11 protein-coding genes and 7 tRNA genes are annotated in these 14720 nt (G+C 37.6%); 9 read left to right on the top strand and 9 right to left on the bottom strand.

The window, feature by feature from the left end; all coding sequences use genetic code 11:
- Nucleotides 1–30: 30 nt before the first annotated feature.
- The 4 genes from J2772_RS03995 to J2772_RS03980 all read right to left on the bottom strand — a co-directional run bounded on the left by J2772_RS03995 (nucleotide 31) and on the right by J2772_RS03980 (nucleotide 4625).
- The gene (locus J2772_RS03995; RefSeq protein ID WP_209913548.1) at nucleotides 31–1077 is read right to left on the bottom strand and encodes a hypothetical protein; all 1047 of its coding nucleotides are present in this window, start codon (nucleotides 1075–1077) and stop codon (nucleotides 31–33) included.
- A 122-nt stretch (nucleotides 1078–1199) separates the two neighbouring features.
- Nucleotides 1200–2054, bottom strand: coding sequence for a glycosyltransferase (locus J2772_RS03990; RefSeq protein WP_209913546.1), 855 nt, complete (start codon nucleotides 2052–2054; stop codon nucleotides 1200–1202).
- 72 nt (nucleotides 2055–2126) lie between these two features.
- A complete protein-coding gene (gene aspA / locus J2772_RS03985; RefSeq protein ID WP_209913544.1) occupies nucleotides 2127–3527 on the bottom strand; it encodes an aspartate ammonia-lyase in 1401 nt (466 codons plus the stop codon).
- A gap of 72 nt (nucleotides 3528–3599) precedes the next feature.
- Complete coding sequence (locus tag J2772_RS03980; protein ID WP_209913542.1) at nucleotides 3600–4625, bottom strand: N-acetylmuramoyl-L-alanine amidase; 1026 nt, start codon at nucleotides 4623–4625, stop codon at nucleotides 3600–3602.
- Nucleotides 4626–4760: 135 nt separating this feature from the next.
- Between J2772_RS03980 and J2772_RS03975 the strand changes: the two genes are divergently transcribed.
- From J2772_RS03975 to J2772_RS03965, 3 genes are all read left to right on the top strand, one after another.
- Nucleotides 4761–4845, top strand: a tRNA-Ser gene (locus tag J2772_RS03975).
- A 14-nt stretch (nucleotides 4846–4859) separates the two neighbouring features.
- Nucleotides 4860–4934, top strand: a tRNA-Pro gene (locus J2772_RS03970).
- 32 nt (nucleotides 4935–4966) lie between these two features.
- Nucleotides 4967–5040: transfer RNA gene (locus J2772_RS03965), tRNA-Arg, on the top strand.
- A gap of 633 nt (nucleotides 5041–5673) precedes the next feature.
- Here the strand turns inward: J2772_RS03965 and J2772_RS03960 are convergent.
- A complete protein-coding gene (locus tag J2772_RS03960) occupies nucleotides 5674–6189 on the bottom strand; it encodes a thermonuclease family protein (RefSeq protein WP_209913540.1) in 516 nt (171 codons plus the stop codon).
- 181 nt (nucleotides 6190–6370) lie between these two features.
- Complete coding sequence (locus tag J2772_RS03955) at nucleotides 6371–6670, bottom strand: hypothetical protein (RefSeq protein ID WP_209913538.1); 300 nt, start codon at nucleotides 6668–6670, stop codon at nucleotides 6371–6373.
- 237 nt (nucleotides 6671–6907) lie between these two features.
- Here J2772_RS03955 and J2772_RS03950 point away from each other — a divergent pair.
- From J2772_RS03950 to J2772_RS03935, 4 genes are all read left to right on the top strand, one after another.
- A tRNA-Pro gene (locus J2772_RS03950) sits at nucleotides 6908–6982 on the top strand.
- Between the two features lie 32 nt (nucleotides 6983–7014).
- Nucleotides 7015–7088 (top strand) — tRNA-Arg (locus J2772_RS03945).
- A 105-nt stretch (nucleotides 7089–7193) separates the two neighbouring features.
- Nucleotides 7194–7268, top strand: a tRNA-Pro gene (locus J2772_RS03940).
- Between the two features lie 32 nt (nucleotides 7269–7300).
- Nucleotides 7301–7374 (top strand) — tRNA-Arg (locus tag J2772_RS03935).
- 395 nt (nucleotides 7375–7769) lie between these two features.
- On the opposite strand, the gene J2772_RS03930 is transcribed toward J2772_RS03935, so the two are convergent.
- The 3 genes from J2772_RS03930 to J2772_RS03920 all read right to left on the bottom strand — a co-directional run bounded on the left by J2772_RS03930 (nucleotide 7770) and on the right by J2772_RS03920 (nucleotide 9606).
- Complete coding sequence (locus tag J2772_RS03930) at nucleotides 7770–8675, bottom strand: AraC family transcriptional regulator (protein WP_209913536.1); 906 nt, start codon at nucleotides 8673–8675, stop codon at nucleotides 7770–7772.
- Between the two features lie 98 nt (nucleotides 8676–8773).
- Nucleotides 8774–9328: a TetR/AcrR family transcriptional regulator gene (locus J2772_RS03925; protein WP_209913534.1), complete on the bottom strand. Its 555-nt coding sequence runs from the start codon at nucleotides 9326–9328 to the stop codon at nucleotides 8774–8776.
- A 26-nt stretch (nucleotides 9329–9354) separates the two neighbouring features.
- Nucleotides 9355–9606, bottom strand: coding sequence for a hypothetical protein (locus J2772_RS03920; RefSeq protein WP_209913532.1), 252 nt, complete (start codon nucleotides 9604–9606; stop codon nucleotides 9355–9357).
- 887 nt (nucleotides 9607–10493) lie between these two features.
- On the opposite strand from J2772_RS03920, the gene J2772_RS03915 reads away from it, so the two are divergent.
- Nucleotides 10494–11534, top strand: coding sequence for an efflux RND transporter periplasmic adaptor subunit (locus tag J2772_RS03915; protein WP_209913530.1), 1041 nt, complete (start codon nucleotides 10494–10496; stop codon nucleotides 11532–11534).
- Nucleotides 11535–11553: 19 nt separating this feature from the next.
- On the top strand, nucleotides 11554–14691 hold the full coding sequence (locus tag J2772_RS03910) for an efflux RND transporter permease subunit (RefSeq protein WP_209913529.1): 3138 nt from the start codon (nucleotides 11554–11556) through the stop codon (nucleotides 14689–14691).
- The last annotated feature ends 29 nt before the right edge of the window (nucleotides 14692–14720 follow it).

The raw sequence follows: 14720 nt of genomic DNA, 5'->3' as shown, positions 1-14720 counted from the left end.
CAATAAAGATAGCAGAAGTATTCGTTTTTTTTAACCAGCAATAAAGCTCTTTAATAACTGTTCCAATCTTTTTTGGACCTCTACTCTACTGTATTTTTTTTGAAAATCGAAATGGGTATTGGTAAGCTTGTTCAGCTGTTCGAAGATATTTTCTTTTTCAGGTAGAATGAAATCCAGTTTTGATGGATAATTCTTTGGAAAAACAGCTAGTTTTCCGAAGGCAATAGAATCACCCAGATTTCCTGTCATCTTGGTTTTTCCATATATTTCCCTGATGCTGAAAAATTCTGTTTCCTGCTGAATAGGACACCAAAGTAGGTCTGCCTTCTGCATCCATTTTTTAAAATCTTCTACAGAAACTCTTTCAGAAAAATAAGTTACAGAAATATTCTCCGGTAAGTTTGAAGATAAATGTTCAAGTTGTTTTAATTCTTTATCCTTTGCTTTTCCAAGGAAAATAAACTCACATTTTCGGTCTGTTCTTATCTTCTGAATGGTTGTAAAAATGTGGTTATAATCTCTCCTCTTCTGCGAAACACCACCAGGAATAACAATCATCAGATTTTTATTTTCAGATTGAGCAAAGGGACTGGTATAAAAAAGAGGCAGGAATTGATGCCTGTCAGAAACCAAAGCTTCATCCAACACTACCAGGGATTTTGATTTCCGATATACTTTACCGGCGTACAACAAACCTTCTTTCCACCATAACTTTAGTCTGTAAATAACATCACCTTTGAATACGCTTTTTATTAAATCAAGCTTTGAAGCTCTTGTAAAATTGAGATTATGAGTAATAACGGTAGTATTATATTTCTTCGTTATCGCTAAAAATGTATTAAAAAAACGATGAACAGTACCGATAATGACCAAATCATATTCTTTAGTCTTCAGCTGATCTAAAATCATAGAACTATCAGACAGAAAAATATCTGTTCCGGTTGCATTAGTCTGATCTTTGATTCTTTTGGAAAAATAATAGTCTACACTGAAATCCTGAGATCCTTCCATGATATCCATGAAAGCCTGCGCTATTTCTGCGTGGGTATCTATTTCTATGTAAGCTATCTTTTTCACTGATGAATTGAGATTATTTTAATGATGTAAATAGGTTTCCTTCATGAGCTTCGTTCGTAAACCTTTAGTTTATGACCAGGATTCCAACTCATTCCTATTGATGTTTATTTGGTGTTATACCATCACATTTTCAGCCATTTTTTCTTCAGCATTTTCCAACGCTGGTCATTGACAGCTTTTTGTTCTTCTTTTGAAATTTTAAGTTCCAGTTTTTTAGACTTACAACCTTCATAAGACTTCACAATATCAAAGAAAAATGATGGAGATTTGCCTTTCATTGCTTCCTTTGAAGATGCAATATAAGCCAGAAACCTATTTAATCCTAAAAAATAGAAATAGCGCCCGTAGTAATCCGCTGGTCGTATGGTATAATCTGCTCCTTTTACTTTAATGAGTTTTACATGGAGTTCAGGTAAGACTACTTCTTTCCAGCCTAGATGTTCCAACAAAATAGAGTCTATATTATCCCAGCCTAATGTTTCCCTTAAGCCTCCCATCTGAACAAAACATTCTTTCCGGTAAGCTTTCATTGGTCCCCTAACATGATGTTTATTGGAATTTCCTTCATATACCCAATTCCCTTCTTTTTCTACATAGAGTAAACCGCCTACCAGTCCGTATTCAGGATAATTGACAAAAGCTTTTTCTACAGTTTCCAGATAATTTTCAGGTAGAATAATATCGGCATCAAACTTACAGATGATATCGAATTCATCTACGGATTGTGTCTGCAATCCATTTTTAAAGGCATGAACCACTTTTGAACCTGGTTGATGTTCTGATTTCTGAAGATTAATGGTTTCAAAACGGGAATCAGTCTCTGTATATTTTCTGATAACATCAGAAGTACTGTCTGTGGAACCGTCATTAACGGCTACCACTTTAAAATCCTTACTACTTTGCTGCTGTAAAGAATCCAGAGTGAATGAGAGGTTCTGCTCTTCGTTGTGGGCAGGAATGATAATTAAAAACCTCACGGATTATTTTATAAGTGATGAATAATAAGTGATAAATGATGAAAAACACCACTTATCACTTATTGTTTTATTTTATTTGTTGTGTGGCTTCAGCATGTTTTTCGGATCAAGGATTTCATCCAGTTTTTCCTGAGAAAGAATTCCTTTCTCTAAAACAAGGTTATAAACACTTTTTCCTGTTTCTAAAGCTTCTTTTGCAATCTCTGTAGACTGTTTGTAACCGATATAAGGATTTAATGCCGTTACAATTCCGATGCTGTGTTTTACCATATTCAGACATACTTCTTTGTTGGCAGTAATTCCTACTACACACTTATCACGAAGGGTATCTAATGCATTGCAAAGGAAATTGATATTTTCCATGATGGCATGAGAAAGTACCGGTTCCATTACATTAAGCTGTAACTGTCCTGCTTCTGCGGCAAAGGTTACTGTTAAATCATTTCCGAACACTTTAAAGCAAACCTGATTTACCACTTCCGGAATAACAGGATTTACTTTACCCGGCATAATAGATGATCCCGGCTGCATTGGCGGAAGGTTAATCTCAAAAAGACCGGCTCTCGGCCCTGATGAAAGTAATCTTAAATCGTTACAGATTTTTGATAATTTTACGGCAAGACGCTTTGTAGCTGAAGAATAGATCACATAAGATCCTGTATCAGGTGTAGCTTCTACTAAATCCGGTGCTGAAACAATCGGGAATCCTGTAATCTGAGCTAAATTTTTAGCACACAGGGTTGCATATCCAACCGGAGCATTTAATCCTGTCCCGATAGCTGTTGCTCCCATATTTACTTCTACAAAAAGACTTGCATTATTGTTCAGTTTGGAAATATCTTCTTCCAACGTAGCAGCATATGCCTCAAATTCCTGACCTAATGTCATAGGAACAGCATCCTGAAGTTGCGTACGTCCCATTTTGATAACATCCTGGAACTCCTGTCCTTTTGCACGGAAAGCGGCTATAATTTTCTCCAGTTTTTCTACCAAACCGATATTCATCTGCAGCAGTCCCATTTTGATGGCTGTAGGATAAGCATCGTTGGTTGATTGTGAGAGGTTGATATGGTCGTTAGGTGAACAGAATTCATACTCTCCTTTATTTTTCCCTAATTTTTCCAATACTATATTAGCTATCACTTCATTCGCATTCATATTGATTGAAGTTCCCGCTCCTCCCTGGATCATATCTACCGGAAATTGCTCGTGATATCTTCCTGCTACAATCTCATCACACGCTTCTGCTATCTTGAAATATAGGCTTTCATCAAGAAGCCCTAATTCATAATTGGTTTTTGCGGCTGCTTTTTTTACGAAAGCCAGCCCTTTGATAAAATCCGGGTATGAAGACAAAAGCTGTCCTGAGATTTTGAAGTTGTTGATTGCTCTTTGCGTCTGCACTCCATAATAAGCGTCTAAAGGCACGTTCAATTCGCCTAATAAATCACTTTCTTTTCTGAAATTTTCCATTACAGATATTTTACTGTTTTTGATCGTTTAAAGATAGCAAAAACGCATCGATCCGATGCGCTTTAATTTGAATTATTTTACTGAATATTTTACATTCAAAGCTTGTAATATTGCCCATGTTTCAGCATCCATAATTCCGTCATAATTTTGTGGACGGAAATGATACTGGAAGGCTTCAATGGTCTTCTTAGTGGCATCATCCCATTGTCCGCTAAGTTCTATTCCATAACCGAATTTCTGCAATGCAGTCTGTATAGAGAAAATAAAGACCGTGTCATTATACTTTGCAGGAAGTTCTGTTTGTGCAAGATCAAAGTAGTTTTGCTTTACTGCTTCATCATACCACATTCCTATCTGATATTCATCGTATAATTTTTTCCATGGGAACATTGGCCCCGGATCCTGTTTTCTCGTAGGAGCAATATCTGCATGAGCAATAACATTGGTTGCAGGAATCTGATATCTTGTAACAATATCTTTTGCCAACGCAGCTACTTTTCTCACCTGAGCATCACTAAAAGGAACAAAAAGTCTTTTGCCTGCAGCATCAGTTGTAAAACCAGGGTTTACAATTTCAATTCCTATAGAAGTATCGTTAAGATTCTTATCAGCTCTCCACGAACTTACTCCAGCATGATATGCTCTCTTATTTTCATCTACTAACTGATAAATTTCATTATCTCCTGTATTGTTTACCAGATAATGAGCACTTACTCCCGGCTGGGTAAGAACAGTAATAGACTTGTCATCAGGAAGCACTGTATAATGCAGTATCAGATAACGCTGTCTGAAGTTCTGTGCCATGGCAGGGAAATAAGTCTTTACCACTTTATATCCTGCAGGTTTTGCAGATACGATAGAACCATAACTTGCTGTATTATCATTTTTTGTTGGGTCTGCTATATTAGTAGTAAAAAAGTCTACTCCATGATCGCTTACTACTTTTGGTTTTGAAGCTTCCTGAGCTTGGGTCTTGACTACTGATTTTGGCTGTGCTACAGGGGTTTTCGGTTGGTACTTATTTTTTTTTACATTTTTTTGAGAAGTACATGAAAAAACTAAAGTACTTAATCCGATGATATATAATGTCTTACGCATCAGTTTGGTTTTTTATCAAATTATTACCTCAAAAATACACAAAAATTTCTTGAATTTTATTTGGTAAATAAAGAAATCTGTTCTATATTTGCACTCGCAATAACGGAACAACGATCATTAAAAAATCAACAAAAAGGAGGGTTGCCGGAGTGGTTAACGGAGCAGTTTGCTAAACTGTCGACGCGAAAGTGTCGCAAGGGTTCGAATCCCTTACCCTCCGCTCTCTTATATATTCGGGGCGTAGCGTAGTCCGGTCATCGCGCCTGGTTTGGGACCAGGAGGTCGCAGGTTCGAATCCTGCCGCCCCGACAGTTTTGGTAATTTTCTCAAAATTACACAATGGGTGCGTAGCTCAGCTGGATAGAGCATCTGCCTTCTAAGCAGACGGTCAAAGGTTCGAATCCTTTCGCGCTCACAAAAAACCTCATCATTTTTATGGTGAGGTTTTTTGTTTTTCATTATATTTATATTGATCTTCCGGAAATCAAGCTTACTTACAATCATAAGCATTTTAGTTTTCGAAATTTAAACTAATCAGGATTTCAATATTCTTTATAGGCAAATAGTCTATAGAATCATCCCCCTTTTTACCATAACAAAGCTCATCATCTAATCTCTACCTCATAAATTTTCAATTATAGTTTACAATAAATAATTTTTCACTCGTAAAGGATAAAATATTTTTATATATTTGAGCCAATAATATAAAAAACAATCAACATGAAAACATTCAAAAAACAAAACAGTGCTCTAAAGAGAAATGAGTTGAAAACTATTTTAGGGGGTATCATACCCAATCAATGTGTTCCACGATTTTGTAGAGATTTATGTAAAGACCAAGGTTTTGACCAAGGAGGTTGTGACTCTAACGGCCTATGCTTATGTGGGCCTTTCCCAAACCCAAATGACTTATAAAATATAAATCTCGAGATTTATAAATAACAAAAGCCTTACAATTTAAATTGTAGGGCTTTTATTTATTGCTGCTCATCAATATTCAACAATACCGCTTGATGATTATATTCTATTTTCCGCCTATGACGTCTGCCTATTTTGCTTTCAATTGCATTTTAGCAGCTTCAATCTTCTTATTTTTCGATTGTTCCCGTTTCATTTTTCTGTAGTCCCAAGGAGCAACAGCATGAACATCCTGCCAAAGGCCAATCTTGTTCTGTTGGGCTTTTTCCTGCAGCTTTCCTAAAGAATCATCCTTGGAATAAGAAAAGTACCACCACCCCATTCCGGCTTTAATAACTTCTTTGGATAGGTATTTATCATTATCATAATAAATTCTGGCAATAGAGCGTCCATAACGGTCTGTACTGGTCTCTTTGAACTTAACCGTTTTTCCAAATACCTGCGCAGAGGTGAATTGTTTGGCATTTTTCCCAAAAGCCTGTCCATTTTCCGGACAATCTACTTCTGCCAATCTTAGTTTCTTTTGTGTATTTCCTTTTAAAAGGACTGTAATAGTATCTCCATCTGATACTTTAATTACTTTTCCGCTCGTTTGTGAAAACAGGATTGCCGGGAAAAGCAGGCTCATCAACATTAATCGTTTCATGCGGCAAATATAGGAATTCAGGAGAGATAAAGGAAGCTGGAGGAGGGAAGCTGGAAGTAGCGAAGTTTGAAGATAAAACTTAATCCTTCATAATTAAGGATACATTCTTTTATTAATACACTCAACTACAAATCATTATAACATCACCAAACATTAATATCATACTGATCATCATAAACTTTTATTTATTTTCATATTCTTTTTTCAATTTCAAAATCCATTCTACCAATTGTTTCTTATAAATGGTAATTTCAACTCCCTGAATGGAGGGGAAATTGTGTGATTTTGCATCAAAATAATAAGCAACTTTTTCTAAAAACGCATCTTCCTTTTCTTCTAAGTATCGGATCACCTCTTCTATCGATTCCGGATCTATATAGTCTTCCGGACTTTTAACATAAAAGCCTTCGTTGACTTCATCATTTTGAAGAGCTTTTTCAATAGCAGGAAGATATATTTTATAAAAATCCTGAGTTTTCATATTTTAAATTTTAAAGATGGGGAGGATAAAATTAACCAATGAGCCTATGGAAAAGGAAAAAAATCAAAAATTTTTCAGTCAACTTAAATCCATGGTTATTAATCAAGTAAAGTTAATAAAAAAGTTTCTCCAAAATTTAATTAAAAATTATCCTTTAATTTATTTTTTTTTTTCAAAAAGTATTGTACCTTTGCAACCGCAAAAACGAAGTAAAATTCGTTATTGATGACCTTTAATCGGGGCGTAGCGTAGTCCGGTCATCGCGCCTGGTTTGGGACCAGGAGGTCGCAGGTTCGAATCCTGCCGCCCCGACAGTTTTGGTAATTTTCTCAAAATTACACAATGGGTGCGTAGCTCAGCTGGATAGAGCATCTGCCTTCTAAGCAGACGGTCAAAGGTTCGAATCCTTTCGCGCTCACAAAAAAGATCCACTTATTGTAGGTCTATTTACTTTAATTTTTTGAAAGCATTTTGCTTTTTCAAATTAAAATAATGAAGTAAAATTCATTAAGGATGACATTATCGGGGCGTAGCGTAGTCCGGTCATCGCGCCTGGTTTGGGACCAGGAGGTCGCAGGTTCGAATCCTGCCGCCCCGACAGTTTTGGTAATTTTCTCAAAATTACACAATGGGTGCGTAGCTCAGCTGGATAGAGCATCTGCCTTCTAAGCAGACGGTCAAAGGTTCGAATCCTTTCGCGCTCACTGAAGAACTCATAAGAAATTATGGGTTCTTTTTTTATGTTCTCATTTCTCTTAGTAAACACTCAATGACAGATATAACAGAGCATCCCGATTTGTAATCGGGACGGGCAAAGGTTCGAATCCTTTCGCGCTCACTAAAGGAGACACTATTTACAAATCATTTCCTTTTTTACGCTCATAAAAATCTATGACCTAAACTTTTACCATTGGGACATTTAGAGTTCAATTATTGAAGCTTGGATTCTTTCTATTATAAATCCTAATGGCGCCTTATTAGTATACTTACCTACCCTTTAGTTTCGCCGACGAATCCCATTTGCTGCATTCTGGGCTCTTGTTGGCAGTAAATATATTATAAGACAGCTTTAGGAGTTTAGATTATTTGGTAATAGTTCTCACTTCATTTTTGACCTGAACATTTTAGGAGACATTTTCATTTTCTTTTTAAAGAATTTACCAAAAAAAGACTGATCACTGAAATTAAGCTCTTCTGCAATCTGTGTAATGGAAAGATTAGAATTCAAGAGCAGATCACGAGCCTCAATAATGACAGAATTGGTAATGACGGTACGGGTAGATTCACCAGAGGCTTCTTTTACGATTCGTGTCAGATAGCTTGGGCTCACAAATAGCTTCTCAGCATAAAACTCAACAGCTCTCTCTTTTTTGGAATGCTCAGAAAGCAGAATAAGAAACTGATTGATAAGATCCTTCTTTCTTGATGTTTTAGAATCAATCGTTCTGGTGTCATTATAGCGGTATAATACCATCAGCTCAAGGAGCAGCGCATTAAAATAATGGTTAATGATGTCTTTCGAATAATAATTTTCCTGCTCATCCGCCAGACTGATCTTATCAAGCAGGAACCTTATGGTTTCCCTTTCATTAAAGCCGGGATGTAAAATCGGAGTATTTCTTTCGGAAAAGAAGATGATCTCATTGATGTAATGCATGTGGCGGATATTTTTTTGAACAAAAGAATCGTTGAAGACAATCCCCCTTGCCCTGATGTAAGAATCTTTGTGGGCTGGATAAATAATTGAATTTGGGGTAAAAATAACAATATCATCTTTTTTAACGCTTATTTCTTCAAGATTAATCTGTATTTTACCTCCCCCTTCTGTAACCAGCATAACTACGCCATTGTCTGTTCTGAAAGGATATTTGTAAGAATTTTCGTCCAGGTCGTGAGATTCCCGGATGATGAAAAAATCATTGTTATTTTTTTGATTATCACCGTTTTTGTCGATCATTTTAAACAGATCGTGGAGATTATGAAAAACAATATCTTTATGAGTCATAGCTTTTAATATGAACGTTAGTAAAGTTAATAAATAAGCCGCTGGATCATGCTATATATTCGAAAATTCATCATACGGCTGATTTTCAAATTTGATATTTATTTTAAAAATAAATTTATAATACTTTCAGCTCTTTGATGGTAGAAAGATGATGGTAATACAATATCTGATCTTTTCCTAAAGAAATCGGCAGAGATATGAAAACCTGAAACCATGGAAACAAGATCGACAAGAAACAATAAGGCATTGTTGTAGCTTGTCCTTTCTTCACGGATACAAACTGAGATCTCAGGTATCATTTCCGTCAACGGGAAAAATAATTTCTCCCCGAATCCTAAACACTCATTCTGGGTGATAATATAAACATCCAGGTAAGGATATTTTTTGCTTTTTTCAGTATTGAAATCAATATATCTTTTCAGTTTCTCCTTCAGTGAGAGCTCCTTAATATCATTCCAAGCGGGAGCTGGAAATTCATTGATCACTTCACCAATGATGATGTTAACAAGGTTGACTTTTGTACGGAAATAATAATGTATTGCCGTTCTGTCCATACCTGCGCTTTGTGCGATCTGCTGTGTTGTGGCATAGAACCTGCCTTCCACGAAAAGCACATATTTAGCAATTTTCTTTATTTTTTCTTCAGTATTCAAGATTTTTGTTGGTAGATTATTCATTATCAGGATATGATATGCAACCTGCCTCTTGAGATATTTCTTTCCACAATAGAGAATTCCGTTTTATACAATTCAAAAACAGGTTTAAGTTCATTTTCTGAAAATAAAGTTTCAGAAGATACACTCAATAGTCTGAAATTGCTGTCAAGATATTCGCACTGGCAGTTGGGAATTGTTTCCAGGATATCTTCCCTAAGCCAGAAAGCATCTATAATTTTTTTGAATTTTGTTTTAAAAAGCACATTGTTTTTCATTTCTATTTTTTATGTGTTCAACGATTATGATAAGATCTTTGGGAGTATTGCTCAATTCTTTTTACCACCAACAAATTCCATAGCTCAGCCAAAAACCCAGAAACAGAAGTAATAATGGTTATTTTCAATCCCTTCGTTGTATCTTCCATTACATATTTACTGTACAGTTTGGATCCGGCAAGACGGATTCAGAATGTGGAGTTTTCATAAGGTATCAATTCCCCATCAACATCTCTCGCTGTAAGAAAATTACGGTGTTAGCTAAATAAGCTTAGTTTCCCGACCTTAGTTTCAATACATTTTGAGTTTTCAATGTTGAAATCCCATTCACTCCAGCAATCAATATTTGTAATCAGTACCAGACTTGTTTTTTACCAATCAGCTCACTGGTTACAGATATGGTCCGGTACTTCATTAATTTTCTTTCATATTGGTTGATAATGCAAATTTCTGCAGTAAAATGGTAATAAAAAAGGTCTGAATTCGGTGTAAACTGGTCAAAATCTGAACAAATAATCATCTCTGAATATTTTAGAATTGCCCTTATATAAGAGCAGTTTTTTGGAATGCTCATTATTTTCAAAGGAGCATCTTTAGTGCAATCTGTTTTCAAATAGTCGGTAAGAAAATTCTTTAAAAGAAAATAAATGATCTCAGTATCATTCAAAATCATTGCATTGCAAAGGCCTTACACAAAATAAGCTGGTTTGTTTTAACAGGCTCGGAATAGCTATTCCATATTAAGCTATTATCTTCTGGAGAATAATGGTTTCGTTTTAGACCAATATCAGCCAAAAACAGACCTTTTATCATGTATTTCCTTACCTCAAATTTGCACGGTGAACCAATTTACGATTGGGTCCCCTTTAACGGTAAAAATTTATTTTATGATAATCAAAAAAAAGAAAAGTCTTTTTTTATTAGGAAGTCTGTTGCTGCTTTCAGCATGTGGCGGAAAAGAGCAACCTACAGTCAAAGTTGAGCCTATAAAGGTTGCCGTGCAGAAAATAGAAAGGATTTCCCAGCCTGAAACATTTTCTTACAGTGGAAATATTCTGGCAGACAACAGTGTGAACATTGGTTTTGGAGTTTCCGGCCGTGTTACCGCAGTATATGTTCAGGAGGGTCAGCGTGTATCTAAAGGTCAGCTTTTAGCGGCCATAGAAACCAGTACTTATCAGAATACCCTGGCTGTTGCCGGCGCAGGAATGGATCAGGCTCAGGACAATTTCAACCGTCTCAACCAGCTGTATCTTAAAAAAAGTTTACCGGAAAGAGATTATATCGCTGCAAAGGTAGCGCTGGCACAATCTAAAGCCAATAGAGATATTGCCATGAAAAATTTGAAAGATACCAGGCTTTATGCTTCTTTTTCAGGGATCGTTTCCCAAAAGCTTACCGAAGCCGGTGCTACAGCAGCACCCGGAGTTCCGGCATTTACTATTGTGAAAACAGATAAGGTGTATGCAGTTGCATCTATCACGGAGAATGAGATCAGTTCACTGAAAATAGGAACTCCTGCTGAAATTTCCATCCCAAGTCTTAATCGTACGATTGATGGAAATATCACCATCATCAATCCTCAGGCAGATGACAATTCCAGAACATATACGGTAAAGATACGTCTAGACAATCCAGGAGGTCAGATACTGCCGGGGATGATTACGGATATCAACATCAATACCGGTAAAAGTAAGGATGTCATTATTCTTCCTGCTCAGGCAGTCCTCAAAGACCCTGATGGTTCGAGCTATGTGTATACCGTAAAATCTGCTAAAAATAAGGCTATAGCATTTAAAAAGAGAATAGAAATGCAGAATATGGCAGGCGCCAGCGATGTAGTTATCAAAAGTGGGCTGGTTCCGGATGATCAGGTAATTATTTCTGGGCAGACGCGCCTGGAAGATGGTCAGCCTGTTAAATTTTAATTCAAAAGAAATAAAAGAAATGACGAATAAAAAAGTGCATTTTCTGGAAGCTGTGATGAAGTACAAGCAGGTAGTGATCGTGCTGGTAGTCCTGTTGATGGTAATGGGGATCAATTCTCTTATCAATATGCCCCGAAGCGAAAATCCACGAATTGAGATTCCTACTGCTGCTGTATATGCATTTTATCCGGGAGCCGATGAGCATCAGGTTGAGGAAGAAGTGGCAAAAAAGATAGAACAGTATCTCTTCTCTTTTGAAGAGATCAAAAAGAAAAAAGTAAAAGCCGAAGTGAAAGAAGGACAGGTATTTTTCACCGTGGAAATGAATACTGATGTCAAAGACCGTAAGAAATTCTGGCATACACTTCAGCTTGATATGGATGCGAATCTCCGTCCAAAGCTTCCTGCCGGAGTTGTCGGACCGTTTATCAACAGTAATTTTGCCAATGTAACGGCAATGATCATCTCCGTATCTTCTAAAGAAAGAACATACGCTGAGATCGAAAGATATGTTGATAAGCTGGAAGATGGTCTGAAGGTAATACCTACGGTTTCCAAGATTAACCGATCCGGAGGCCAGAAACAGCAGATCTACATTAAGATCAATGACCAGAAACTACAGCAGTACGGTTTTGGAATCAACACATTGGTCAGTGCCATACAGCAGCAGAATGTGACCGGATATAATGGAGAAATATCCTCCGGTTCCAATGCAATCATTCCGGTCTTTACCAATAGCCGTTACAAGAATATATCTGATATTGCCGAGCAGATCGTCTATACCACACCGGCAGGCAATGTGGTGCGCCTGAAAGATGTCGCCGACCTTGAAAGACGTTTTGAAGAACCTTCTTCATTGGTAAGAATAGGAGATGAAAAGGCTATGGTACTGACCGTTGACATGCAGCCCGGAAACAATATCGTAGCCTTCGGGAAAGAAGTAGAGAAAAAGATTGAAGACATTCAGAAAAATTTCCCGCCGGATATTCATATGAAAACGATTGTGAATCAGCCAGAAGCCGTTGGAGAAAGTATCAGTCATTTCATGGTGGAGTTCGCCATGGCGATAGGTTCTGTGGTACTTGTTGTAATGTTACTGCTTCCTATACGGGTAGCCGGTGTAGCTTCAGCAGCAGCACCTATTTCTATCATTATTACGTTTGGGCTCATGCAGATAGTGGGTCTGGAACTGCACCAGGTAACCCTTGCCGCTTTGATCATTGTCCTTGGAATGGTGGTGGACAATGCCATTGTGGTAGTTGATAATTATATTGAAAAGCTTGATGAAGGGATAACACCATGGACGGCAGCCTGGCAGGCAGCCCAACAGCTTTCACTTCCGATTTTTACGGCAACGATGGCCATTATATTTGCATTTGCTCCATTAGCTTTATTTATGGATGGCATTGCAAAAGATTTTATGTTTTCACTCCCGATTACTGTAGCTATTGCACTGATTACCTCAATGCTAGTCGCTCTGTTCCTTACACCATACACTTGTTATGTATTCATTAAGAAAGGATTAAAGCATAAAGTAAGTGACAGGCCCCTGAAGAAAAACATGCTGGATCATCTTCAGACAGCATTTGATAATGGGATTGGATTGGCTTTCAAATGGCCAAAAACAACAATGTTTATTGGTGTGCTATCTATTGTTAGTGCCCTTTTTATTGCTACCAAAGTAGATCCGGAGTTTTTCCCGCTCACTGAGCGTAATCAATTCAATATGGAAGTCTGGATGCCTAACGGGACCTCACTGGAGAAAACGGAAGTTAAAGTAAAAGAGCTTGAAAAGATCCTTAAAAAAGACAATCGCGTAGTGGATATCACAAGCTTCGTAGGAATGAGTTCACCACGATTCCATACTTCCTATGCACCGGAATCTCCTAAAAAATATTTTGCACAGGTTTTCATTACGACAATCAGTAATGATGCATCTAATGAAATGGTCAAAGAATATCTTGAAAAACTGAAAAATTTTATACCTGATGGCTCCATTAAGTTGAAGCAGCTCAGCTTTCAGGAAGGTTCACCAATTGATATCCGTGTGGTAAGTGATAATGAATCCAATCAGAGAAGCGTAGCACTGGAGATTAAAAATATCCTTGAAAATACACCAGGAACCAATAATGTACGTCTGAGCAGCGAATATGATTATATGGGCGTAAAGCTGAATGTGGATGATGTTAAGGCCAATCGGCTAGGTGTAACGAATCAGGCTATTACCCAAACACTTGGAGCCGGGCTGAAAGGATATTCTGTTTCGACATTATGGGAAGGAGACAAACCTGTCGATATTTTCCTGAGATATGATTCCATAAGCAGGAAAGATATGAATGCCCTGGAAAATCTTCACATACAATCGCATTTTGGCGGAAAGATCCCGTTGAAGGAAGTGGCGACATTGCAGCCGGAATGGCATACTGGAGTAATTTCAAGAAGGAATGGCATCAAGTACACCAGTGTATTGGCAGAATCACAGCTTGGCCCTAAGCCGTCAAGAATACTGAAAGAAGCCCTGCCAAAAATTGAGGCGCTTGCCCTCCCGGCAGGCACGACAATCCAATATGGAGGAGATGCGGAATCAACAGCTGAAAATACTCCGGGAATGATGCTTTCACTTTCTGTGAGCCTTATTCTGATCTTCCTTACGCTGTTGTTCCAGTTCAAAAGTCTGGGAAAAGCGCTCATTATCCTGTGCACGTTCCTACTGAGTCTTTTCGGAGCCTTCTTCGGGCTTTTTATTACCGGAAATCCATTAGGAATGACAGGCTTTATGGGAATCATCAGTTTGATTGGTATCGTGGTAAGAAACGGAATCATCCTGGTAGATTATGCAGATGAGCTAATTCGGGAACATGGGTACTCACACAAGGCGGCGGCTATAGCGGCGGCTAAGCGAAGAATGCGTCCTATATTCCTTACATCTGCCGCTGCTGCCGTAGGAGTAGTTCCAATGATCCTGGGTAAATCCCCGATGTGGGCACCTTTAGGAAGTGTATTGGCCTTTGGGCTTATCTTCTCAATGATCTTTACGCTTTTCATTGTTCCGGTGATGTATTACAAGCTTCTGAAAGATCCCGTGCCTAAAGATGAAACACCTGAAGATCAATTGGACGACGAGGTTATTTTATATAAGCCCAAACCTCATCACTAATATTTATAATATCAATTTTTTAACCGGTT

Origin of the sequence: Chryseobacterium jejuense, from assembly GCF_017877355.1 — a bacterium.
GTDB lineage: Bacteria > Bacteroidota > Bacteroidia > Flavobacteriales > Weeksellaceae > Chryseobacterium > Chryseobacterium jejuense_A.
The sequence above is the reverse complement of the archived record's forward strand: the minus strand, read 5'-3'. Positions and strand labels throughout refer to the sequence as shown.

Bases quoted from the DNA above. Each gene is read 5' to 3' on its own strand.
- aspA (WP_209913544.1), bottom strand. From the start codon at position 3,527: ATGGAAAATTTCAGAAAAGAAAGTGATTTATTAGGCGAATTGAACGTG.
- J2772_RS03980 (WP_209913542.1), bottom strand. From the start codon at position 4,625: ATGCGTAAGACATTATATATCATCGGATTAAGTACTTTAGTTTTTTCA.
- J2772_RS03960 (WP_209913540.1), bottom strand. From the start codon at position 6,189: ATGAAACGATTAATGTTGATGAGCCTGCTTTTCCCGGCAATCCTGTTT.
- J2772_RS03955 (WP_209913538.1), bottom strand. From the start codon at position 6,670: ATGAAAACTCAGGATTTTTATAAAATATATCTTCCTGCTATTGAAAAA.
- J2772_RS03930 (WP_209913536.1), bottom strand. From the start codon at position 8,675: ATGACTCATAAAGATATTGTTTTTCATAATCTCCACGATCTGTTTAAA.
- J2772_RS03920 (WP_209913532.1), bottom strand. From the start codon at position 9,606: ATGAAAAACAATGTGCTTTTTAAAACAAAATTCAAAAAAATTATAGAT.
- J2772_RS03915 (WP_209913530.1), top strand. From the start codon at position 10,494: ATGATAATCAAAAAAAAGAAAAGTCTTTTTTTATTAGGAAGTCTGTTG.
- J2772_RS03910 (WP_209913529.1), top strand. From the start codon at position 11,554: ATGACGAATAAAAAAGTGCATTTTCTGGAAGCTGTGATGAAGTACAAG.